A 21,070-nucleotide genomic window follows, 5' to 3' on the forward strand; every position below is an offset into this window, starting at 1 on the left:
TCGGCAGAGCAGCATTTCGTTTTTGTAGGAAAGCGAGTTTTGCGCAGCGCCGTAATGAAAATTCGCCACGGGTGGCTCTGGCAAACCAAAGTTTCGCGCTGAGCAATCAACCGCAATACCCGTGCGTAATTTTTTAGCCCCCGTGACACATGCGCTTCGATTGGTATGCATGCGCCCATGGACATCGCAACAATCGTCGCACTCGCCCTGTATTTCATCCTGATGATCGGCATCGGTCTCTATGCGTGGAAGCGCTCGACCGAGGATAGCGAGGGATATCTGCTGGGCGGGCGCAACCTTCCACCTGCCGTTGCCGCTCTGTCTGCCGGTGCGTCGGATATGTCAGGCTGGTTGCTGCTGGGCCTTCCCGGCGCGCTGTATCTCAGCGGTCTGGTCGAAGCGTGGATCGGGATCGGCCTGTTTGTCGGCGCCGTCGTCAATTGGGTCGTGGTCGCCCCGCGCCTGCGAGAGCAGACCGTGCGATACGGCAATGCACTAACGATTCCGCAATTCCTCGCCAATCGCTTCCCCGATCAGGCGATCGCGCTGCGAGTGATTTCCGCCATCATCATCGTGGTGTTCTTTGCCGTCTATTCGGCTGCCGGCCTTGTGGGCGGCGGGCTGCTGTTTGAAAGCACGTTTTTCGAAGGCGAGGTGCTGGGAGTGAGCCCTTATACGGCAGGCGTCCTGCTCACCGCGCTGGTGGTGCTCGCCTATACGATGGTCGGAGGGTTTCTGGCCGTCAGCCTCACCGATTTCGTGCAGGGCTGCATCATGGTGGTGGCGCTCGTCATCATGCCGCTGGTGGTCCTGTTCGGCGATGGTGCGGCGCAAAGCGCCGCGGTACTCCGCGAGATTGATCCCGGCTTCCTCAGCCTTGCCAGCGACATGAGCGTGATCGCCTTCCTCAGCCTGATCGCGTGGGGGCTCGGCTATTTCGGGCAGCCACACATTATCGTGCGCTTCATGGCCATTCGCGAAGGCGGCGTGGAAACCGCGCGCAATATCGGTCTGGGCTGGATGCTGGTCGCGCTGATCGGTGCGGTGGGTGTCGGCGTGCTTGGTCGCGCGCATGTCGAGCTGAACGGCCTGGAACTGGAGAATTCGGAAACCATCTTCATCCTGCTCGCCAACACGCTGTTTCACCCCTTCGTCACCGGCTTCCTGCTGGCGGCACTGCTGGCGGCGATCATGTCGACGATTTCGAGCCAGCTGTTGGTTTCCTCCAGCTCGCTGACCGAGGACTTCTACCGCCTGTTCCTCAAAAAGGATGCGAGCGAGCGTGAAGCTGTGACCGTGGGGCGGATCAGCACCGCGCTGGTGGCCGTGGCCGCAATCGTGATTGCGAGCAATCCGGAAAGCGGCGTTCTGGCGCTGGTGGCGAATGCCTGGGCAGGTTTCGGCGCAGCCTTCGGCCCACTGATCATTCTTTCGCTGACGTGGAAGCGAATGACCGGCGCTGGCGCTGTTGCGGGTCTGGTAACAGGCGCAGGCGTCGTGATGGCGTGGATCGCTCTGGAGTGGAACAGCAGCTTCTTCGGCGGTGAGGGCGTTTATGAGATCATTCCGGGCTTTATCGCGGCATGGCTGGCGATCTGGCTGGTGAGCCTGGCAACCGCCAAGGACGGGGAAGCGAGCCCAGGTATTCGGGCCGCCTGACGCACAATTTCGGTTTGGCGCGATGCTCATTCGGGCGGTAGTAGAATGAATCCTCGCTATTTGGGCGCATCACGCCTATATGGCTCTGGCTGACGTCGGAATTTGCGACGGACTTCGAAATTTGCCGACCGCCGCTTGCCATTTTGGCCCCGGCGCAAACCAGACGACGTTTTCCTTTCTTCGAACGATTTGACGCGACGACCTGTCCTGCAATTTCGCGGGCGGACAACCTTACGTTCTTGAAAGGAACGCATTATGGCCAAGACTGGCACCGTAAAATTCTTCAACGCAGACAAGGGCTATGGCTTCATCCAGCCCGACGATGGTTCTGCTGACAGCTTCGTGCACATCACTGCCGTGCAGGCAGCGGGCATGGATACGCTCGATAAGGAACAGCGCCTGAACTACGATGTAGAGCAGGGCCGCAACGGCAAGGAAAGCGCTGTAAACCTTTCGGCTGCCGATTAATCTTCATGCGGGCGCGGCGGCTTCGGCTTCCGCGCCCGTTTCCTTTCACCGGCTGGAGACGATGATGGCCGACACTTATGAAGCCTGCTGCGAGCGTGCCGACAAGGCTGCCGCCGCTGCTGCTGCCGCCACGCTGGACAATGTTCGCGACCGCGAACTGCGCGCTGAGAAAACCTGGCGCGGGCTGGCCGAAAAGGCGCGTTCAGTTGCCGAGCAACGCGAAAAGGTTGAGCGCGAAAAGCGTGAACAGCGCGAAGCTGAAGCCGAAGTCGCGGCCGAAGCTGCCGCACAAGAGCAAGGGCTCGAAGCCTAACCCCCACCTGGCCCGTGTTGGTGCATTGGTGGCGGGCCGCTTGGCTCGGCTGCCGTGGCTCCCTCACGGTGCTCCCATTCGATACGATAGAGATCGAACCGCCGGTCGGCGAGATTGCGGACGGTGCCTTCGGCGCGTGCCCAAGCGAGGTCTGCGAGGTTTACATCGCTGATCGTCAGCGTCTCCACATTCTCGGTTGCTTCGGCAGCGATACCATCGCGGGCGAAAGGAAAGTCGCACGGCGTCAGGATGCAGCTTTGCGCATATTGGATGTCCATGTTGGCGACATTGGGCAGGTTCCCCACATTGCCGCTCATCACCATATAGACCTGGTTCTCGATCGCCCGCGCGGCTGAGCAATATCGTACGCGCATATAGCCTTGGCGGCTATCGGTGCAGAAGGGCACAAAGATGATCCGTGCGCCTTCGTCCGCCAGACGGCGGGCGAGCTCGGGGAATTCGCTATCGTAACAGATCAGCACGCCGATCGGGCCGCAATCGGTCTGGATCACGTCCACCGCATCGCCGCCACGGATGTTCCACCAATAGGCCTCGTTCGGCGTAGGGTGGATTTTTTCCTGCTCGTGGATCGAGCCATCGCGCAGGCACACCATAGCGACATTGTGGATGTCGCCATCCTCCATCCGCGTGGGGTGCGAGCCGCCGATGATGTTGATGTTGTATTTGAGCGCCATTTCGCTGAGCGCGTCGCGGATGCGCGGCGTGTATTCGGATAGGCGCTCGATGCTTTCGAGCGGTGAGAGTTCTTCCTCCTCCGCGCTCAGCAGCATGAGGGTGAATAGTTCGGGAAACAGGATGAAGTCTGCTTCATAATCGCTTGCAACATCGACGAAATATCGGACTTGCCCCATGAATTCGTCAAAGTCTTTAACCGCGCGCGCCTGCAGCTGGCAGGTGGCCACACGGACATTTTCGACCCCCCGCGGGACACGCGCTTGCGGGCTCGCTTCTTGATCCACCCACGGGTTGCGCCACACCATGTGCACCGCATTGCCCCGGCTTTTCACATCCTCCGGCAGATACTTTGGGAGGATGCCCAATGGCTCGAACCCATTGGCCAGCTGGAAACGCAGGACGGGATCGTGAATCTTACCCGCAATAACCTGATCGAGATATTCCTGCGGATCCTTCACCCGGCGATAGGACCGTTTGAAATTCGGCATGCGCCCGCCGAAAACGATGCCTTTCAGCTCCAGCTGTTCGGCGAGAAAACGGCGTTCCTCATACAGTCGCCGCCCGATGCGGGTGCCGCGCACTTTGGGGTCCACGACCATTTCATAGCCGTAAAGCCAGTCGCCCTTGGCATCATGGCGGCTGCCGTAGCCATTGCCGGTAATCTCATCCCAGGTATGCGGGCGAAGCGCCTTGTCCCCGCCGATCCGCATTGTGGCGCAATAGCCGACGAGCTTGTCGTCCAGCACCGCTACGAAGCAACCTTCGGGATAATTGTTCAGCTGCCCGCGAATTTCGCCCTGCGTGTAAGGCGCGAAGTCCTCATAAACGCGTTTTGCCAGCGCTGCGATGCGGCGGATATCGCCGGTTTCGGCCTGGCGGACTTCGAGACGTGCTTTGGTCATAAAATGGGAAAACCCCCGTTATGCCGGATTAATGGCGCAACGGGGGTTTCGTTTCCAGTCTGTTGGAATTTGGTAGCTTAGCCGAGGCCCTGCTTGCTCATCTCGGCTTCGAGGCCTTCTACGATGGCTTCGAAGAACTGCTCGGTCGTCATCCAGCTCTGACTCGGGCCGATGAGGAGCGCGAGGTCCTTAGTCATCTTGCCGCTTTCGACGCATTCGATGCAGACCCGCTCCAGCGTTTCGGCGAAAGCCACGACGTCCGGCGTATTGTCGAAGCGGCCGCGATACATCAGACCGCGTGTCCATGCGAAGATGCTGGCGATCGGGTTGGTCGAGGTCGCCTTGCCTTCCTGGTGCTGGCGATAGTGGCGGGTGACGGTGCCGTGCGCAGCTTCTGCTTCGACGGTTTTGCCGTCCGGAGTCATCAGCACAGAAGTCATCAGGCCAAGCGAGCCGAAGCCCTGCGCGACGATGTCCGACTGTACGTCGCCATCGTAGTTCTTGCAGGCCCACACGAACTTGCCGTTCCACTTGAGGGCGGCGGCGACCATGTCGTCGATCAGGCGGTGTTCGTAGTGAATGCCGGCTTCTTCGAACTTGTCGGCGAATTCCGCGTCGAAAATCTCCTGGAACAGGTCCTTGAAGCGGCCATCATACTTCTTGAGAATGGTGTTCTTGGTCGAGAGATATACCGGCCAGCCACGGTCGAGGCCGTAGTTGAAGCTGGCGCGCGCGAAGTCGCGAATGCTCTCGTCGAGGTTGTACATCGCCATGGCGACGCCGGGCTTTTCGAATTCGAACACGTCGAGGTCGATCTTCTGGCCATCTTCGCCTTCGAAGACGAGGCGCAGCTTGCCCGCACCGGGGATCAGCGTGTCGGTGGCGCGGTACTGGTCACCAAAGGCGTGACGGCCGACCACGATGGGGTCGGTCCAGCCCGGCACGAGGCGCGGCACGTTGTCGATGACGATCGGCTCACGGAAAACCACGCCGCCGAGAATGTTGCGGATCGTGCCGTTGGGCGAACGCCACATTTTCTTGAGGTCGAATTCTTCGACGCGTGCTTCATCGGGCGTGATGGTGGCGCATTTCACGCCGACACCGTGTTCCTTGATCGCATTGGCGGCGTCCACCGTGATCTGGTCATCGGTCTCGTCACGCTTTTCGATTGAAAGGTCGTAATACTTCAGGTCGATGTCGAGATAAGGCAGGATGAGCCGCTCGCGGATCCACTGCCAGATGATTTTCGTCATTTCGTCGCCATCAAGCTCGACAACCGGATTCTTGACCTGAATTTTTGCCATGGGGCTTCCCCGTTTCTCAACCAGTTTGTGTGAAGTTGGCCGCCTGTTAGCAGACCCTATTTACCGCGCAAGGGGAGGGGGCGCCTGAATCCTTGCCCAATCGGCAAATCGCGCGATCAATCCGGGCGCAATGCGGGCCAGAGCGAGGGCTCCGCGCGCGCCAAGACGGGTTTCGGCGAGATGCCAACCCATGCGGGCAAGACCGACCGGGCGCGCGGCACGACGGGCAAATTCCTGCTGGTAGTGCTCGGCCCCTTGCTCCGCTGCATGGGCATTGGTTGCCGCAACCCCGCTCGCGATGGCAATGGAAATGCCTTCACCTGCCAGAGAGGGGATCACCGCCGCCTGATCGCCTAGGCGATAGAGGCCGGGCTGCGTTTTCCGGCATATCCAGCCATAGGGCACTGCGCCGATTGTGTCGGTGCGTGCGTCGCGCCAGTCGTCGCCCAGCCGTTCGGCAAGCGCGGGGATCAGCTCGGCAAGTTCCGCAAAAAGCGTTTCGGGCGAGCCGCCGTGGCTGGCGAGAGCGGATTTGCGCACCGCCAGGCAGATGTTGGCAGAGCCGCCCTCCTGCAGGACGATGCCGACATAGCCGCCATCGAAAAGGTGCAGCTCGATTGCGTTTTCCAACAAGCCAGTGCGCTGCGCATTGGCGGGCAGGCGCAACCTCAGGCCAAGCGCCGTGTCCTTGTCATCGCGCGGACGCGATTGGCCGCGCACATCGTGCTTGCCGGTGGCGAGAAATATCGCGTCGGAGCGCCAATCCTGCGTCTGCCCATGCGCGACGCCGGGTTCCAACCTGCGGACCGTATCGAATTTCAGTCGCGCGCCCGCGTCAACCGCCTTGGCGCGCATTACCGTGTCGAGCGCATGGCGGGACAGGCCGTATGCCGGATGGGGCAAGGGCAATTCGACATAGCGATCCTCGTGGAACAGCCGGAGCTGGGATACGCGGTGCGCGCCCGTCTGCTCCAGATCGATGCCCAGATCGCCGAGCTGCTGCGCGGTGCGCCAGCTGAGAAAGCCACCGCATAGCTGATCACCGACATGCTCGTCGCGGTCCAGAAGAAGCGGCGTTTCGCCCGTCCGCGCAAGGCAGATGGCAGCCGCGCAGCCCGCCGGGCCTGCACCCAAGATTAGCGGATTTTCGATACGCATAGCCTGAAAGGGAAGAAACGCTCGACACTCGCATTCTCGACACCCGCTTCATCAAGGATCGCATCCCATTCTTCGGGTCGGTACGAGCGCGCGATCGACGTGCGACCGTCTGACCGCACGATGCGGTGCCAGCGCGCAAGTGTCGCCAGCACCGGATATCCGGCATAGCTGAGCGCATGGCGATGCAGGTCGTTGACGAACCAGCCCAGCCGCGACTCCGCCTCCATGAAGCGCAGGAAGAGGACGAGCTCATCATGCGTCATATGGTGGGCGACAAGGCTGGAAACGACGCAGTCCCAACCGGCGCCGATCAGATCGCCGTAATCGCCGGTGCGATAGGTAATCGGCATATGGGACGGGGTGGCCTTGCGTGCAGCCGCTTCACTTCGTGAGTTAAGATCGACGCCGACCAGTTCCGCTTTGACGCCGCGTTTGTCTGCCCAATCGGCGATGGCGCGGAGCATATCGCCCTGACCATATCCGACATCGAGCACCTTGAGCCGCTTGCGATCATCAATGACACGGTCGAGGAAAGCGAGCGTCGGGCGATAGGCGAGGGTGATGCGGTTCACCTTGGCAAGGTCTGCCAGGACCTCACGATAGGTTTCCTCCGGCAGCGTCGGATCGTCCATCAGCTCTTCGGTCTGCAGCCGTTCTTCAAGCATCGCCGCTCTCCCAGCCGAAACGCACGCCTTCCATGGCGAGCCCGGGGCCAAAGGCGAGCGCAACGCCACTCTCCGGCTTTTCGGCCATCAGACGCTGCAGGACAAACAGGACGGTTGCCGAGGACATATTGCCGTAATCATGCAGCACTCCGCGCGATGCGGACAGGGCTTCCTTCGGAAGCTCGAGCGCACGTTCGACGGCATCGAGGATCGAGCGACCACCGGGATGAATGGCCCATGCCTTGGGCCGGGTATCGCCGCAAATGGTGGATTGCAGGCTTGCATCATCCAGCGCATCGGCGAGGCGGCCGGGCACTGCGCCGGACAGATGCATGGCAAAGCCGGTGTCCCCCACGGTCCAGGTGATCAGATCTTCACTCTCTTCCAGCGCCGCGGACAGCCCTGCGCCCAGGCCGAGCCCTTCGCCTTTTGCGCTGAGCAGCACTGCTGCCGCTCCATCGGCGAATTGGCCCATGGCCAGCATCGCTTCGAGGTCGTCGGTTTCCTGCAAATGCAGCGAACAAAGCTCCAGCGAGACTGCAAGAACCTTCGCCTGAGGCTGGGACCGGATGATATGGGCTGCAGTGCGCAGCATGGTGACACCGGCGTAGCAGCCCATAAAACCGATGCTGACGCGCTCTACTGTCGGGGCGAGGTTAAGCTTGCGGGCCAATACCTGATCGAGGCCGGGGGCCATAAAGCCGGTGCAGCTGGCGACGACCAGATGCGTCACCCCTTCGAGCGAGGGGAGCTTGCCGATGGCTTCCAACGCGAGGCCCGGTGCCTCTTCAGTATACCGGTGCATGCGTTCAGCGGTGCCGGGTGGGTCATCCGCCATGTAGAAGCTGCCGCTTTCCAGCGCCGCGTCGGCGCCCGTCAGCACGGAATAGCGATGCGCGATGCCGCTGCGCTGCTCCATGCGCGCGAACACCGCGGCGCTGCGCTCCGGCAATTGCCGGGAGGCCCATTTCGTATAGCGAGCATGAACATCGCTGCGCGGAACCGCAGTCGCGATTGCATTGATGCGGGGTGTGGGTGGGCTGCGGTGGCTATCTGTCATGGCAGCAGCCACCGCGCCGATTGTGGCAGCGGATTATCCGCAGATCTTGGCTTTGGCAGCGTCATACTCGGCAATCAGTTGCTCACAGATGACCTTGGCTGGCAAGCTCTCCTTGGTCGCGCCAACACCATGTCCGGCTGACCAAATGGTCTTCCATGCCTTGGCTTCTTCATTGAGCGACATTTCACCCGGAGCATGTTCGATGCTGGCAGCATTGAGGCTGGGCGTGAGGAAGTTCGCGCCGACCCCCGTCACTGTGTCGGTGTAGGTGATATCCTGCGCGCTGGATACGATCATCATGTCTTTCTGCCCGTCGCCAGCCATGCTTTCCTTGGCGGCGATGAAGTGACTGCCGATGTAGCCGAAATCCGCTCCCATCGCTTCTGCAGCGAGGACGTGTCCGCCATCGGTCATGCAGCCCGACAGGATAATCGCACCATCGTAGAACTCGCGAATTTCACTGACGAGCGCGAAAGGGCTGAACGTGCCGGCATGGCCGCCAGCGCCCGCAGCAACAGCAATGATGCCATCGACACCGGCCTCGACAGCCTTTTCGGCATGGCGACGCTTGATCACATCGTGGAACACCAGACCGCCATAGGAATGCACCGCATTCACCAGATCGGGCACAGCGCCAAGCGAAGTGATAATAAGCGGAACCTTGTGCTTCACGCAAAGTTCCAGATCGGCCTGCACGCGCGGGTTCGATTGGTGAACGATCAGGTTGACGCCATAGGGCGCATCATCAGGGCCGAGCCGGTCCTGAATTTCCTTCAGCCAGTCCTCAAAACCCTCGCTGGTGCGCTGGTTCAGCGCCGGAAACGTCCCGGCGATGCCTGCCTTGCAGGTTTCAACGACCAGATCCGGGCCTGAGCACAGGAACATCGGCGCGGCGATCGCAGGGATGCGACACCGCGCCTTGAAGTCCTGAACGGCCTTATTGGGACCGCTCAAAATGCGTCCGCCGGCATGTCCATCATGCTCGCCTTGCCGCTTTTGATCGCCATGAACTGCGCCGTTGCGGGCGGCAGCAGACGATCGAAGAAGAACTGCGCGGTGGTGAGCTTGCTCTTGTAGAACTGCTCTTCACCAGTGCCCTCAGCCAGCTTCTGCTTGGCAAGCTTGGCCGATTTGGCGAAGCAATAGCCCATGGCAACAAAGCCAAGCAGGCGCAAGTAATCGGTAGCAGCCGCAGCGGCTTCTTCCGGATCCTTGAGGCCTTTTTGTGCGATATGGCCGGTCGACAGCTGTAGCGCGCCGAAGCTCTGCTGCAGGCCGGCGACGATCTTGCCGATGTGCTCATCATTTGCATGGTCTTCGATGAACTGGCTGACCGGGTGGAAGAAGCTGCGCAAATTGCGGCCCATGCGATCGGGCAACTTGCGGCCGACAAGGTCGAGCGCCTGAATGCCGTTCGCGCCCTCGTAGATCTGCGCAATACGGGCATCGCGGGCGAACTGCTCGATCCCGGTTTCCTGGATGTATCCATGGCCGCCGTGCAGCTGGATGGCCATATGCGTGCTTTCATGGCCCAGATCGGTGAAGAGCGCCTTCACCACCGGGGTCATCAGCGCGACGAAGTCCTTGGCACGTGCGCGTGCTTCAGGCTCAGGTGAAGCATGCTCTGCGTCGAGCGCGCGGCTGACCCATGCGGAGACCGAACGGCAACCTTCATTATAGGCGCGCATGGTCATCAGCATGCGGCGGATGTCCGGATGGACGATCAGCGGATCGGCCGGACCATCGGGGTTCTTCACGCCCGAAAGCGAGCGACCCTGCAGCCGGTCCTTCGCGTAGTAAACGGAAGACTGATAGGCGATTTCGCCCATGCCGAGGCCTTGAATGCCCACTGCGACACGTTCCGTGTTCATCATGGCAAACATCGCCTCGAGGCCGCGGTTTTCCGGGCCGACGAGCCAGCCCTTGGCGCCATCAAAACTCATCTGGCAGGTTGCCGATGCCTTGAGGCCCATCTTGTGCTCGATCGCGGTCGCGGTGACCGGGTTGCGATCACCCAGCGAACCGTCATCCTTCGGAAGGAACTTCGGTACGAGGAACATCGAAATGCCTTTCACGCCCTTCGGTGCATCGGGAAGGCGCGCGAGCACGAGGTGGATGATGTTTTCAGCCAGATCATGGTCCCCGGCGGAGATAAAGATCTTGTTGCCGGTGATGAGGCAGCTGCCATCTTCCTGCGGCTCTGCCTTGGTGCGCAGCATGCCGAGATCGGTGCCGCAGTGCGGCTCTGTCAGGCACATCGTGCCAGACCATTCGCCATTGGCCATTTTCGGCATGTAGAAGTTCTTCTGGTCTTCCGAGCCATAGGCTTCGAGGCTGACCATCGCGCCGCCCGTCAGGCCGGGATAAAGGCCGAATGACAGGTTCGTCGAACAGCTCATTTCCTCGACCATCTTGGCGAGAGCATGCGGCGCGCCCTGGCCGCCCCACTTCTGGTCGACGACGAGGCCGGCCCAGCCGCCTTCGCAGAACTGCTTATAGGCTTCCTGGAAACCATCGGGCGTGCGCACGACCCCGTTTTCGATGCGGCAGCCCTGTTGGTCGCCCGGCCAATTGAGCGGAAGAAGGACGTCGCGGCACAACTTGTTCGCTTCTTCAAGAATGGCGCCGGTCATATCTTCGTCGAAATCCTCGAAGCCTTCGAGATTTCCGAAACCGTCATCTTCGTGCAGCTCTTCAAGGTTGAAGCGCATATCGCGAATGGGGGCTTCATAGACTTGCATGTCGTATTCTCCCTAAATCAGTTCCGCAGCGGCTTACCGGTTTCGAGCATATGCTCGACCCGCAGCTGCGACTTGGGGTTACGGACGAGGCGCATGAACGCCTCGACTTCGAGATTGAGCATGTCGGCTTCGCTCAGCACGTCGATCGGATCGGTGTTGCCGCCGGTCAGGACGTAGGCGAGCTCTTCTGCCACCGTCACATCGTGTTCGGTGGCCATGCCGCGATTGTGGAAGCTTTCAACCGCCAGCTTTAGCGCCGCCGCGCCGGACGGGCCGGGCAAGCGGTACTCGGGCTTTTCAGGTGCTTCATAACCATCGACCATGGACAATGCCTTCTGCTTCGCATCGTATAGCAGGCGATCACGGTTCATGGTGATACCGTCTTTATGATGCAGGAAGCCATATTCCTTGGCTTCCGCCGCAGACTTTACGACCGTCGCGGTCGAGATGATTTCGAAGGATTTGGACACTGCCGGCATCGGACCGTTGGGATGGCGCGGGTTTTCCTGCCAGCGAGAAATCATCTCGCCGCAGCCGCCCCAGCCGGGAATGATGCCCACGCCCGTTTCGACCAGGCCGATATAGGTTTCGGCATGCGCCTGGATGGCATCGGAATTCAGGCAGATTTCGCACCCGCCCCCCAGCGCCATGCCGAATGGAGCCGACACTACGGGGAAAGGCGCATATTTCAGCGCCTTGTAAGCCGCCTGGCCGCCGCGCACCGACTTCTCGACTTCGCTCCACGCCGCGATATTCATCGCGAACATGGCAAGGCCAAGATTGGCACCGGCGGAGAAGTTGGAGCCTTCATTGTAAACGACGAGCGCCTTGTAATCCGACTTCACCAGCGGCACGGCCTGCTGGATCAGTTTCATGACCTGCTCATCAAGAGCATTCATCTTGCCAGTGAATTCCAGTGCGACAACGCCGTCACCGATGTCCCACAGGGCGGCAGAGCCATTCTTCGAGACCGGCTCGGACGTGCGCTTCACATCTTCCAGCAGCAATACGCCTTCGGGACGTTCGACATCGTGGTATTGACCATCGGTGCCGAAATATTGCAGCTGGCCGTCTTCGACGCGATAGAACGTCTTGTCACCCACCTGCTCGAGGATCGGCGGGACCGGATAGTCGCTTTCCTTCAGCCGCTCGACGAGATGCGCTGCGCCAATGGCGTCGATCATCTCGAAGGGGCCACGCTTCCAGTTATAGCCTAACTTCATCGCGTCATCGACGCCGACCACAGTCGCGGTCGCTTCGGGAACGATGCTGGCGGCATAGGAGAGCGTCGGGCCAAGCACGGACCATGCGTAATCGCCGACCTTCCCTTTCATGGAGATAAGCGACTTGAGATCACCCTTGGCAGCGGGGCCACGCACCAGGCCCGGACGGGCTGCTGCGCGATATTCACCGCTCTTCAGGTCCTTGGCTTCCTTTACCTTGCCACCGCCTTCGCGGTTGATGCGGTAAAAGCCACCTTTGCCTTTGCGGCCGGTATAGCCTTCCTCGATCATCGCTTCGATCATCGGCTCACTGCGGGCGATCTGCTGATACCAGTCATCTTTCGGAAGTGTGCTGGTGAGCGACTTCATGAGATGCGGCATAAGGTCGATACCGATCAGGTCGATCAGGCCGAAGAGGCCCGTTTTCGGCACACCCATCGGGCGGCCACCGATTTCGTCAGCCTCTTCAACCGAAATGCCCAGATCGAAAGCGGAGTTGACCGCCTGCTGGATCCAGAAGGTGCCGACGCGGTTGGCGATGAAGCCGGGCGAATCTTCGGCATCGACCACGGTCTTGCCGAGCTTGCGATCGACAAATTCCTTGACCATTTCGACCGTGCCAGCATCGCTGTGCGGCCCTGCTACGATTTCAATCAAGCGCATGTAGCGCGGCGGATTGAAGAAGTGCGTGATCAGGAAATCGTTCTTGAACGCATCGCTCCGGCCATCGGTCAGCTGGGCGAGGGGAATGGTCGACGTATTCGACGAAACCGCCGTGCCAGCCGTGCGAACCTCTTCCAGCTTGGAATACAGATCCTGCTTGATATCGAGCCGTTCGATGATCGCTTCGACGATCCAGTCGCATTCGGCGACCTTGTCGAGATGATCTTCGATATTGCCCGTTTCGACTAGCTTGGCCGCACGCTTGCTCATGAAAGGCGCAGGCTGCGTTTTGAGCATTTTTGCGACGGCACCTTCTGCCACGGCATTGCGATTATCGCCATCCTTCGGGACGATATCGAGCAGCAGCACGGGAATACCGGCATTGGCGACCTGCGCCGCAATGCCTGCACCCATCGTGCCCGCGCCGATGACGCAGACTTTGTTGATGGTCGTGGTTTGAGTGTTCTCTGGCATTATGCCTTCTCCAGGATCGTAGCGATGCCCTGGCCGCCGCCGATGCACTGCGTGCTCAGCGAATATTTGCCGCCTTCGCGCTGCAGCAGGCTGGCTGCCTTGCCAACGATACGCGCACCAGTGGCACCCAGCGGATGGCCGATGGCGATGGCGCCGCCATCCAGATTGACCTTGTCTTCATTCGCGCCAAGGTCGCGGATTGTGGCGATCGACTGGCTGGAGAATGCTTCGTTCAGCTCGATCACATCCATATCATCGATGGAGAGGCCAGCGCGCTCGAGCGCCTTTTGGCTCGCGCCGACAGGACCGATGCCCATGATTTCAGGCGCGCAGCCGGAAATGGCCATGCTCTTGATCCTGGCCATTACGGTGAGGCCGTTCGCCTTGGCGTATTCTTCGCTGCAAACCAGCACGGCGCTTGCGCCGTCGGTCAGCGGGCTGGACGTACCGGCGGTGACAGTGCCGTTCTCATCGAAAGCCAATTTCAGGCCGGCAAGGTCTTCTGCTGTGGTGGTGGGACGCGGCGTGCCGTCCTTGTCGACAACCGTTCCGTCCGGCAGCGTGAAGGGGATGATCTCATCAGCGAAGGCATCGTTTTCCAGCGCCTTGCCTGCCTTTTGCTGGCTGCGCACGGCGAAGGCTTCCTGCTCTTCGCGGCTGATGTCGTACTTCTTGGCGACGTTTTCTGCCGTGTCGCCCATGCCGAGATAGGCAGCGCTCGACTTGGCGAGCTCCGGGTTCGGCATCGGGTTGAAACCTGTCATCGGGACGCGGCTCATGCCTTCAACGCCTGCGCAGATAAACACTTCGCCTGCGCCCATGGCGATCTGGCCAGCGGCGTAATGGATCGAGCTCATCGAGGAGCCGCAGAAGCGGTTTACGGTCATGCCGCCAACGCTAATCGGCAGGTCAGCCAGCAGGCCAACGAGGCGAGCAATGTTGAAGCCCTGTTCGCCTTCGGGAAAGGCACAGCCCATGACGATGTCTTCGATATCTTCCGCCTTCACGCCGGTCTTTTCGATCAGTCCGCGAATCGTGTTCGCTGCCAGATCATCGGGGCGCACCTTGGCCAAGGCACCTTTATACGCGAGGTGGAAGGGGGAGCGGACATAGCCCGCAATAACGACATCACTCATGTTCCATCTGCCTTTCTTATCCGATTCGAATGGTCGATTGACCTTTCGCGCCGATTGATTACGATAAAGTCTGTTACTTGACGTATACGTTAAGCGTGTGGGAATCAAGATGCTCTCGAAGGCCGGTTAGACTTTTTGTTCGGCGATTTGAGGGCATATGATGGAGAAAGGATATTTCATGGTCGAGGTTCCCGAAGGGTTCCGCCTGATGGACACAAGTCGCATTCTGGATGCGGACGGCAATATTCGCCCGCGCTTGCTGACCCAGTCTCTCGATCATGCCGTCTCCACCTATCCCAATCGCGTTTGCGTGGATTTCATGGGCCGCGAATGGACCTATGGCGAAGTGGGCGATCTGGTCGATCGCGTCGCCACCGGCTTGCAGGCGGAAGGGCTGGGTAAGGGAGACCGCTTTGGCCTGTGCCTGCCCAATACGCCCTATTCGGTGATCGTGTATTTCGCCGTGCTGCGCACCGGCGCGACGGTGGTGAACATCAATCCGCTGTATTCGGAAAGCGAAGTCGAATTCCTGATCACCAATGCCGGCGTTAAAATGGTCGCTGTGCCGGATTTGGAACTGCTGCATTCCAAAGTCGCCGCCGCCTGGGGCAAGACGGGTGAGGATGGCTATCCGGCAATCGAGAAGATCGTGCTGTGCCCGATGGCCGACGTGCTGCCGTTCTGGAAAGGCCTGGGGCTGCGCACCCTCAAGCGTTCGGCGCTCGCGAAGAAGCAGGCCGGTGTCGCCTATGTCGATTATCGCGATCTCGCAGCGCACGATCCCAGTCCCGCACCTGTAGAGATGGACCCGCAGGATGTGGCGGTGCTGCAATATACGGGCGGAACGACCGGCCGGCCCAAGGGCGCGATGCTCACCCATGCGAATTTGACGGCAAACTCTGCACAGATGATGCTGCATGTCGGTGTAGAGCGGGACCAGCAGGAGCGCACGCTCGGCGTGCTGCCGCTGTTCCACGTATTCGCGCTTACTTGCGTGCTCAATTTCGGCGTCGATACCGCCAGCGAGCTCGTTCTGCTGCCGCGCTTCGAAATGGATGAGGTGCTGAAGAGCGTGAAGCGCAAGCCGCCGACGCAGATGTTCGGCGTGCCTACTATTTACAACGCGCTCGGATCGCTGCCGGACGACAAGCTGCCTGATCTCTCGATGGTGCTGACCAGCTGCTCCGGCGGCGCGCCGCTGCCGCTCGAGGTGCGTGAGAAGTTCGAAAGGCGAACCGGCTCACTGGTGTCAGAAGGCTATGGCCTCACCGAAGCTGCGCCCATCATCACCAGCAATCCGCTGCTGGGGCGCACGCCGGTGAAGGAAAACTCCGCCGGTCCTGCTTTCCCGCAGACTATCATCGAATTGCGCGACGAGGAGGGTAATCTTGTCGAGGGTATCGGCCCCGATCATCGCGGCGAAATTTGTGCGCGCGGCCCGCAGGTTATGAAGGGATATTGGAACCGCCCCCGCGCTACCAAGGACACTTTCTTCGGCGATTCGCTGCGAACGGGCGACATCGGTTATCTCGATGAGGACGGCTATCTTTTCATCGTAGACCGGATCAAGGACCTGATCCTGTGCAGCGGATATAACGTCTATCCGCGCATGATCGAGGATGCCGCTTACGAGCATCCGGCGGTCAAAGAGGCCATCGCTATCGGCATTCCCGACGAGTATCGCGGCGAAGCGCCCAAGCTGTTCATCGCGCTGCATGAAGGCGAGGAACTGGATGCAGGCCAGCTGCACGAGTTCCTGAAAATGCGCCTCAATCCCATCGAAATGCCCGACGCCTACGAATTCCGCGACGAGCTGCCCAAGACGCTGGTTGGCAAGCTGGAAAAGAAGCAGCTGGTCGCCGAGGAGAAAGCGAAGCGCGATGCCGAGGCTGCAACAGGCGGTGCCGATGCCTGATAGCGTTGCGACCATGAATGAAGCTCAAGGAAATGAGCCGCTCAAAAGCATCGCCGAAGCGGCGGAGGCTCTGGGCGTCACTCAGCGTACCTTGCGCTTTTATGAGGACAAGGGCCTCATTTCTCCGCAGCGGGTCGGCACGATGCGCGCTTATTCGAAGCGTGAAATGGGCCGGATGCAGCTGATACTGCGCGGCAAGCGGCTGGGCTTTTCGATCCGCGAAATCGGCGAGTTTCTCTCGCTTTACGACAATGAAGAAGGCGGCAAGGTAGAGCAGATGCGCCACCTGCAGCGCCGCATCAACCAGCGCGTCGAGGAGCTGGCCGAACAGCGCGATGCAATTGACCAGACCATTCGTGAGCTGAAGCAGATGAATGCTGAAGCGCAAGAGCGCATCGACCGGGCCAGCAACTAAATTTCAGGGAAAACGAATGGTGGGCGTACCAAGGTTCGAACTTGGGACCCCTACGATGTCAACATAGTGCTCTACCACTGAGCTATACGCCCGCACCATTCGGGTGCCCTCTGCTGGAGGGCAGGCGGGCCATCTAGCGCCGCCTCATTGGTCTTGCAAGTGTCTTGATCGGCGAAATGCGCGATTAAAGCGAAGCGGCCGCCACATCTTCGAACATGCGTTCTACTTCCATCACCAGATCCTTCAGATGGAAAGGCTTGGACAGCATTTTTGCCTGCGGAGCTTCGCGGCTTGCGCGCAGCGAGACGGCGGCAAAGCCTGTGATAAACATCACTTTGGTGTCCGGGCTCAGTTCATTGCAGCGCTGAGCCAGTTCAATACCGTCCATCTCCGGCATCACGATATCCGACAGCAGCAGATCGTAAATCTCTGTCTTGATCATCGGCAGCGCTTCCGCGCCTGACGCAACAGCAACCACGCAATAGCCAGCCTGTTCGAGCGCGCGGGTCAAATAGGTGCGCATTGCCTCGTCGTCTTCGGCTAGCAGGATGCGGATCATGCTTTCGTCCTCATGATGGGTGGTATTTCGAATCTGGCGCCTCCTTAGGCTTCAACTCGTAACAAAGTCTTGTGCGCTTTGCTGAGTGCCCAGCTTTGACACAGGGGATAATCGCGGCCAGCACTATCCTTAATGAGCCGAATTGAGACATCGCGGCGCGATTCGATTAAGCGCATGGCCGGGTATATCCCTGGAAAACAGGGCGTTCCGGCCTTTTCGCTGCGCCAGCCGCGCCCCGGTGCAATCCCGATTCTGATCGCCGTTCCACATGCCGGACGCGACTATCCGGCGGCCCTATGCGAGCGGATGCGGGCGCCTGAAGAGACAGCGCTGCGGCTGGAAGACCGGCTTGTCGATCTGGTGGGCAAGGCCGTGGCCGAAGAGACCGGCGCAGCCCTGCTGACAGCGAATGCGCCGCGCGCAATGATCGATCTCAATCGCTCTCCCGACGATATCGACTGGCAGATGGTGGCAACAGCGGATCGGCCGCTTGGCAAGAGGCTGGCGGCCGGGCGCAGGGCGCGAAGCGGATTGGGGCTGGTGCCGCGCCGCCTGCCGGGGATGGGGGAGCTTTGGACCGGGCTGATGCGCGGGGAAGAACTGAAAGAGCGGATCGAGGCGATTCACCAGCCTTATCACGTCGCGCTCGCAAAATCGCTTGAGTCCATTCGCGATCGCTGGGGCGCGGCGCTGCTTATTGATTTGCATTCCATGCCTCCTCTCGGCCCAAAAAGCGGGCCGAACGCCGCAGTCGATTTCGTAATTGGCGATCGATTTGGTGCATCGTGCGATAGCGGATTGATCGCCGCTGCATTCGAACGTTTTGACCGCCGCCACGCCCGCGCCGCGCATAATCGCCCCTATGCGGGCGGCTATGTATTGGATCGCCATGGCGCGCCCAATCGTCGCATCAATGCAATGCAGCTGGAAGTCTGCCGTGCCGCCTATCTCGATAACCGATTGCAAGAGCCGGGCGACGGATTGGAGCAAGTGGTGGACATGGTCGCGTTCCTTGTGCGCGGACTGGCAGAGCAGCTTGCGGGCAGCACCCGCAATTTCTCCCAAGCGGCTGAATAATCGCCTGAATTAAAACCAAAAAACCGCCCCGCACATATTGCACGGGGCGGCCAAGGTTCAGGGAGGGGTGCAAGGGGGTTGCACCCATCCGGCCACGCCATGAGGGGAGCGCTGACCGGACATTACTAAAATAATGTTGGTGCTCTCGTCTTCAAGACTCAAAAGAAAAGGAGCGGCCATTTTCGGACCGCGCCTTTTCCATGATTTCAGTTATTTGAAAGCTTTGCGGCGTGCAAACCTAATTCGCGGCAGGCGGTGCCATTTCGCCAGCGATAGGGCCTTTGCCCATATCCACTTGTTTGGCGAAAACGGTGCGCATCAACTCAAGCGAGAACAGGTGCGCGAAGATGAGCGGCAGCAGGCCGTTTTCATTCCATTTGCGCAGCTGGTCGCCACGCAATTCGCGCAGCTTTTCCTGATTGACCATGCGAAAACCGCGATAGGTGAAGGGCTGGTCCGGATTGTCGCGACGCTGGATAGAGATTTCGCCATCCATCAGCAGGTCGGCGTCTTCCAGTTCCTTCATGAACAGCTGTGTCTTGTTGCCGGCTTCTTCGAACTTTTCGCAGAATTGCAGCAGGCCCTTGGTGTGCTCACTCGGCTCCTTGTTCTCGTCAAACAGGGCATTGCCTTCATCGAATTCACCGACAAGATTGGCGGTCGGATCGAAGCAGAGCGAGAGATTGTCCGTATCCTGCTGCAGCTTGGCGAGCAGGAAAGGATAACGGCGAATATACGCCGGAATGTACGGCGTACCGTGCGGAACGCCTTCGTCATTGAAGAAGACGTTCACGCCTTCATTAAGGCCCATGAGAGCGAGCGGAACAGGACGATCGCCGGAAGAGAACACGATCGGGTAGTCGCGCTGTGCGAGCGGGAATTCTTCCACGGTCAGCGGGATAGCGTGCTGGTTCGCAACCCAAGGGGCCTTGTCCGTGGTGCGGCCTTTCCAGGTCGCGTGCTCCGTGCTGTTGAGCGGAACGAGTTCGTTATAAAGGACGGGCAAATTCGGTTTCGGCGCGCTGGCCATAATTTTTTCTCCGGTATCGATGGTCAAAAGGTGCCATGAACCGGGATTGTCATCGCCGACATCACACCATGAATCTCAGGGGGCGGGCCTTAGAGCGTGGAGGCGCATGAAGCAAGCGCATCCGTATTGAGGGCAGGCTGCTCAGAGAAGCTTGCCGGGATTGAGCAACCCATGCGGATCAAGCGCGTCTTTTACCTGCCGCAAAACGGCTAGCTGGACGGGATCGCCGAGCCGCGCCAGCTCATCGCGCTTCAATTGCCCAATCCCATGTTCGGCGCTAATCGATCCGCCCCAGCGCGTCACCTCGTCATGCACGAATTTGCTGATGATTTTGCCATCGGTTTTTTCCCATTCACCGGGCGTTGCGCCCTTGGGAGCGAGAACGTGGAAATGCACATTGCCGTCGCCCAGATGGCCGAAGCCGATAGCCTTGGTGCCAGGAAATTCGCGCTCCACCTTAGGCACGGCTTCGGCTACGAAGTCGGCCATTTTCGCGACGGGCACGGAGATATCGTGCTGCATAGCCGGGCCAAGAGCGCGCTCGGCGGGAGCGATTTCGTCCCGCAACGTCCAGAATTCTTCCGCCTGTCGCTCATTCGCGGCGATCGTCGCGTCTTCCACCAATCCGGCTTCGAAAGCGCTTTCGAGCAGGTTTTGTGCGAGGTCAGGAAGGGCTTCTGCCCCACCAGCATCCGCTGCCAGCTCCATCAGCGCGTTCCATTCGTGCTCGCCTTGCAGGGGTGCGCGCGCGCCGGGGGTGTGATTGAGCACCGCACTCAGCGAATGGCGCGGCATGATTTCAAAGCCTTCGAGCGCATCGCCAGCCCGAGCTTGCGCATGGAGCAGGAGCTTGCGCGCATCGCGAATATCTCCAAGTCCCGCCCACAGCACCGCGCGCTCCGCCAGCGCAGGCAATAGCCGCAGTGTCGCTCCGGTCACGATGCCCAGAGTGCCCTCAGACCCGATGAGCAATTGCTTGAGATCGAAGCCGCGATTGTCTTTCTTGAGCGGTGTGAGCGCATCGAAAATGCTGCCATCCGCCAAGACAGCCTCAAGACCAAGAACCTGCGCGCGCATGCTGCCGTGACGCAGCACCTGCGTTCCGCCGGCATTGGTTGAGATGAGCCCGCCGATCGTCGCCGAGCCTTTGCCGCCAAGCGTAAGCGGGAAACGCAGTCCTTCGGCCGCCACGGTCTCATGCAATGTCTGCAGGATTAGGCCAGCATCGCAAATAATTTCGCGCGCATCCGCTTCGAAGCTGCGCACCTCGTTCATCCGCCTCAGCGATAAGACAATCGCATTGCCGCTTTCATCAGGCGTTGCGCCGCCCGACATGCCGCTATTGCCGCCCTGCGGGACAATCGGGACGCGGTGCTCCGCGCACAGCTTGACCAACGCTGCGACCTCTTCAGCGCTGGCAGGCGAAGCGAGTGCAAGCGCACGGCCTGTATAGCGCCCACGCCAATCGGTCAGCCACGGCTCCACAAGCTCCGGATCGGTTGCCAGCCCGCGATCGCCCAGCAGGTCACGCGCGGCGGAGAGAAATGCATGCGAGTCGGTCATGCGTGCCTGATGCCAGCAGCCAATGCGGGTTGCAAAGGTGAAGGGCGAT

The 21,070-nt window shown here is 60.2% G+C and carries 18 protein-coding genes and 1 tRNA gene; 6 read left to right on the forward strand and 13 right to left on the reverse strand.

Going from position 1 to position 21,070, the window contains the following annotated elements:
* Positions 1-177 precede the first annotated feature (177 nt).
* From putP to I5L03_RS06795, 3 genes are all read left to right on the forward strand, one after another.
* Positions 178-1,659 (forward strand): sodium/proline symporter PutP, encoded by a 1,482-nt coding sequence (gene putP / locus I5L03_RS06785; protein ID WP_197920988.1) that lies wholly within the window; start codon positions 178-180, stop codon positions 1,657-1,659.
* A 255-nt stretch (positions 1,660-1,914) separates the two neighbouring features.
* Positions 1,915-2,127: a cold-shock protein gene (locus tag I5L03_RS06790; RefSeq protein WP_197920989.1), complete on the forward strand. Its 213-nt coding sequence runs from the start codon at positions 1,915-1,917 to the stop codon at positions 2,125-2,127.
* A gap of 61 nt (positions 2,128-2,188) precedes the next feature.
* Positions 2,189-2,440 (forward strand): hypothetical protein, encoded by a 252-nt coding sequence (locus I5L03_RS06795; protein ID WP_325100116.1) that lies wholly within the window; start codon positions 2,189-2,191, stop codon positions 2,438-2,440.
* Here I5L03_RS06795 and I5L03_RS06800 read toward each other — a convergent pair.
* The 9 genes from I5L03_RS06800 to I5L03_RS06840 form a co-directional block, all read right to left on the reverse strand.
* Positions 2,437-4,038, reverse strand: a complete 1,602-nt coding sequence (locus tag I5L03_RS06800) for a bifunctional GNAT family N-acetyltransferase/carbon-nitrogen hydrolase family protein (RefSeq protein WP_197920990.1) — start codon at positions 4,036-4,038, stop codon at positions 2,437-2,439. The genes I5L03_RS06795 and I5L03_RS06800 overlap by 4 nt on opposite strands.
* 77 nt (positions 4,039-4,115) lie before the next feature.
* A complete protein-coding gene (locus I5L03_RS06805) occupies positions 4,116-5,342 on the reverse strand; it encodes an NADP-dependent isocitrate dehydrogenase (RefSeq protein WP_197920991.1) in 1,227 nt (408 codons plus the stop codon).
* A gap of 60 nt (positions 5,343-5,402) precedes the next feature.
* Entirely contained in the window at positions 5,403-6,500 is a 1,098-nt protein-coding gene (locus tag I5L03_RS06810) for an NAD(P)/FAD-dependent oxidoreductase (RefSeq protein ID WP_197920992.1), read from the reverse strand.
* Positions 6,479-7,165: a methyltransferase domain-containing protein gene (locus tag I5L03_RS06815; protein WP_197920993.1), complete on the reverse strand. Its 687-nt coding sequence runs from the start codon at positions 7,163-7,165 to the stop codon at positions 6,479-6,481. Before I5L03_RS06815 ends, I5L03_RS06810 begins: the two co-directional genes overlap by 22 nt.
* Positions 7,158-8,225, reverse strand: coding sequence for a type III polyketide synthase (locus I5L03_RS06820; protein ID WP_197920994.1), 1,068 nt, complete (start codon positions 8,223-8,225; stop codon positions 7,158-7,160). The genes I5L03_RS06815 and I5L03_RS06820 overlap by 8 nt, the downstream gene beginning before the upstream one ends.
* A 33-nt stretch (positions 8,226-8,258) precedes the next feature.
* A complete protein-coding gene (locus I5L03_RS06825) occupies positions 8,259-9,179 on the reverse strand; it encodes an NAD(P)H-dependent flavin oxidoreductase (RefSeq protein ID WP_234035124.1) in 921 nt (306 codons plus the stop codon).
* Positions 9,176-10,966: an acyl-CoA dehydrogenase C-terminal domain-containing protein gene (locus tag I5L03_RS06830; RefSeq protein WP_197920995.1), complete on the reverse strand. Its 1,791-nt coding sequence runs from the start codon at positions 10,964-10,966 to the stop codon at positions 9,176-9,178. The genes I5L03_RS06825 and I5L03_RS06830 overlap by 4 nt, the downstream gene beginning before the upstream one ends.
* A 17-nt stretch (positions 10,967-10,983) precedes the next feature.
* Positions 10,984-13,326 carry a 3-hydroxyacyl-CoA dehydrogenase/enoyl-CoA hydratase family protein gene (locus I5L03_RS06835; protein WP_197920996.1) on the reverse strand — a complete coding sequence of 781 codons (2,343 nt, stop codon included), beginning with the start codon at positions 13,324-13,326 and terminating at the stop codon, positions 10,984-10,986.
* Positions 13,326-14,462, reverse strand: a complete 1,137-nt coding sequence (locus I5L03_RS06840) for a thiolase family protein (protein WP_197920997.1) — start codon at positions 14,460-14,462, stop codon at positions 13,326-13,328. Before I5L03_RS06840 ends, I5L03_RS06835 begins: the two co-directional genes overlap by 1 nt.
* Before the next feature lie 157 nt (positions 14,463-14,619).
* Here I5L03_RS06840 and I5L03_RS06845 point away from each other — a divergent pair, with 157 nt between their 5' ends.
* Both I5L03_RS06845 and I5L03_RS06850 read left to right on the forward strand, forming a co-directional pair.
* Positions 14,620-16,377: a long-chain-fatty-acid--CoA ligase gene (locus I5L03_RS06845; protein WP_234035126.1), complete on the forward strand. Its 1,758-nt coding sequence runs from the start codon at positions 14,620-14,622 to the stop codon at positions 16,375-16,377.
* Positions 16,370-16,792, forward strand: coding sequence for a MerR family transcriptional regulator (locus I5L03_RS06850; RefSeq protein ID WP_234035128.1), 423 nt, complete (start codon positions 16,370-16,372; stop codon positions 16,790-16,792). The genes I5L03_RS06845 and I5L03_RS06850 overlap by 8 nt, the downstream gene beginning before the upstream one ends.
* A gap of 17 nt (positions 16,793-16,809) precedes the next feature.
* On the opposite strand, the gene I5L03_RS06855 is transcribed toward I5L03_RS06850, so the two are convergent.
* Together I5L03_RS06855 and cpdR are read right to left on the reverse strand one after the other, a co-directional pair.
* Positions 16,810-16,884, reverse strand: a tRNA-Val gene (locus I5L03_RS06855).
* A gap of 92 nt (positions 16,885-16,976) precedes the next feature.
* Complete coding sequence (gene cpdR, locus I5L03_RS06860; RefSeq protein WP_197920998.1) at positions 16,977-17,351, reverse strand: cell cycle two-component system response regulator CpdR; 375 nt, start codon at positions 17,349-17,351, stop codon at positions 16,977-16,979.
* Between the two features lie 174 nt (positions 17,352-17,525).
* Here cpdR and I5L03_RS06865 point away from each other — a divergent pair, with 174 nt between their 5' ends.
* On the forward strand, positions 17,526-18,428 hold the full coding sequence (locus I5L03_RS06865; RefSeq protein WP_197920999.1) for an N-formylglutamate amidohydrolase: 903 nt from the start codon (positions 17,526-17,528) through the stop codon (positions 18,426-18,428).
* Positions 18,429-18,666: 238 nt separating this feature from the next.
* Here I5L03_RS06865 and I5L03_RS06870 read toward each other — a convergent pair whose 3' ends face one another.
* Both I5L03_RS06870 and I5L03_RS06875 read right to left on the reverse strand, forming a co-directional pair.
* The gene (locus I5L03_RS06870; RefSeq protein ID WP_197921000.1) at positions 18,667-19,458 is read right to left on the reverse strand and encodes a SapC family protein; all 792 of its coding nucleotides are present in this window, start codon (positions 19,456-19,458) and stop codon (positions 18,667-18,669) included.
* Positions 19,459-19,599: 141 nt separating this feature from the next.
* Entirely contained in the window at positions 19,600-21,021 is a 1,422-nt protein-coding gene (locus I5L03_RS06875) for an FAD-binding oxidoreductase (protein WP_197921001.1), read from the reverse strand.
* Between the last annotated feature and the right edge of the window lie 49 nt (positions 21,022-21,070).

The sequence above is a fragment of the Aurantiacibacter sediminis genome (genome assembly GCF_016019885.1).
Lineage (GTDB): Bacteria > Pseudomonadota > Alphaproteobacteria > Sphingomonadales > Sphingomonadaceae > Alteraurantiacibacter > Alteraurantiacibacter sediminis.

Coding starts and splice junctions, on each gene's coding strand:
- I5L03_RS06870 (WP_197921000.1), bottom strand. CDS start 19,458: ATGGCCAGCGCGCCGAAACCGAATTTGCCCGTCCTTTATAACGAACTC.
- I5L03_RS06865 (WP_197920999.1), top strand. CDS start 17,526: ATGGCCGGGTATATCCCTGGAAAACAGGGCGTTCCGGCCTTTTCGCTG.
- I5L03_RS06875 (WP_197921001.1), bottom strand. CDS start 21,021: ATGACCGACTCGCATGCATTTCTCTCCGCCGCGCGTGACCTGCTGGGC.
- I5L03_RS06820 (WP_197920994.1), bottom strand. CDS start 8,225: ATGACAGATAGCCACCGCAGCCCACCCACACCCCGCATCAATGCAATC.
- putP (WP_197920988.1), top strand. CDS start 178: ATGGACATCGCAACAATCGTCGCACTCGCCCTGTATTTCATCCTGATG.
- I5L03_RS06830 (WP_197920995.1), bottom strand. CDS start 10,966: ATGCAAGTCTATGAAGCCCCCATTCGCGATATGCGCTTCAACCTTGAA.
- I5L03_RS06810 (WP_197920992.1), bottom strand. CDS start 6,500: ATGCGTATCGAAAATCCGCTAATCTTGGGTGCAGGCCCGGCGGGCTGC.
- I5L03_RS06815 (WP_197920993.1), bottom strand. CDS start 7,165: ATGCTTGAAGAACGGCTGCAGACCGAAGAGCTGATGGACGATCCGACG.
- I5L03_RS06850 (WP_234035128.1), top strand. CDS start 16,370: ATGCCTGATAGCGTTGCGACCATGAATGAAGCTCAAGGAAATGAGCCG.
- I5L03_RS06800 (WP_197920990.1), bottom strand. CDS start 4,038: ATGACCAAAGCACGTCTCGAAGTCCGCCAGGCCGAAACCGGCGATATC.
- I5L03_RS06795 (WP_325100116.1), top strand. CDS start 2,189: ATGATGGCCGACACTTATGAAGCCTGCTGCGAGCGTGCCGACAAGGCT.
- I5L03_RS06845 (WP_234035126.1), top strand. CDS start 14,620: ATGATGGAGAAAGGATATTTCATGGTCGAGGTTCCCGAAGGGTTCCGC.
- I5L03_RS06840 (WP_197920997.1), bottom strand. CDS start 14,462: ATGAGTGATGTCGTTATTGCGGGCTATGTCCGCTCCCCCTTCCACCTC.
- I5L03_RS06805 (WP_197920991.1), bottom strand. CDS start 5,342: ATGGCAAAAATTCAGGTCAAGAATCCGGTTGTCGAGCTTGATGGCGAC.
- I5L03_RS06790 (WP_197920989.1), top strand. CDS start 1,915: ATGGCCAAGACTGGCACCGTAAAATTCTTCAACGCAGACAAGGGCTAT.
- I5L03_RS06835 (WP_197920996.1), bottom strand. CDS start 13,326: ATGCCAGAGAACACTCAAACCACGACCATCAACAAAGTCTGCGTCATC.
- cpdR (WP_197920998.1), bottom strand. CDS start 17,351: ATGATCCGCATCCTGCTAGCCGAAGACGACGAGGCAATGCGCACCTAT.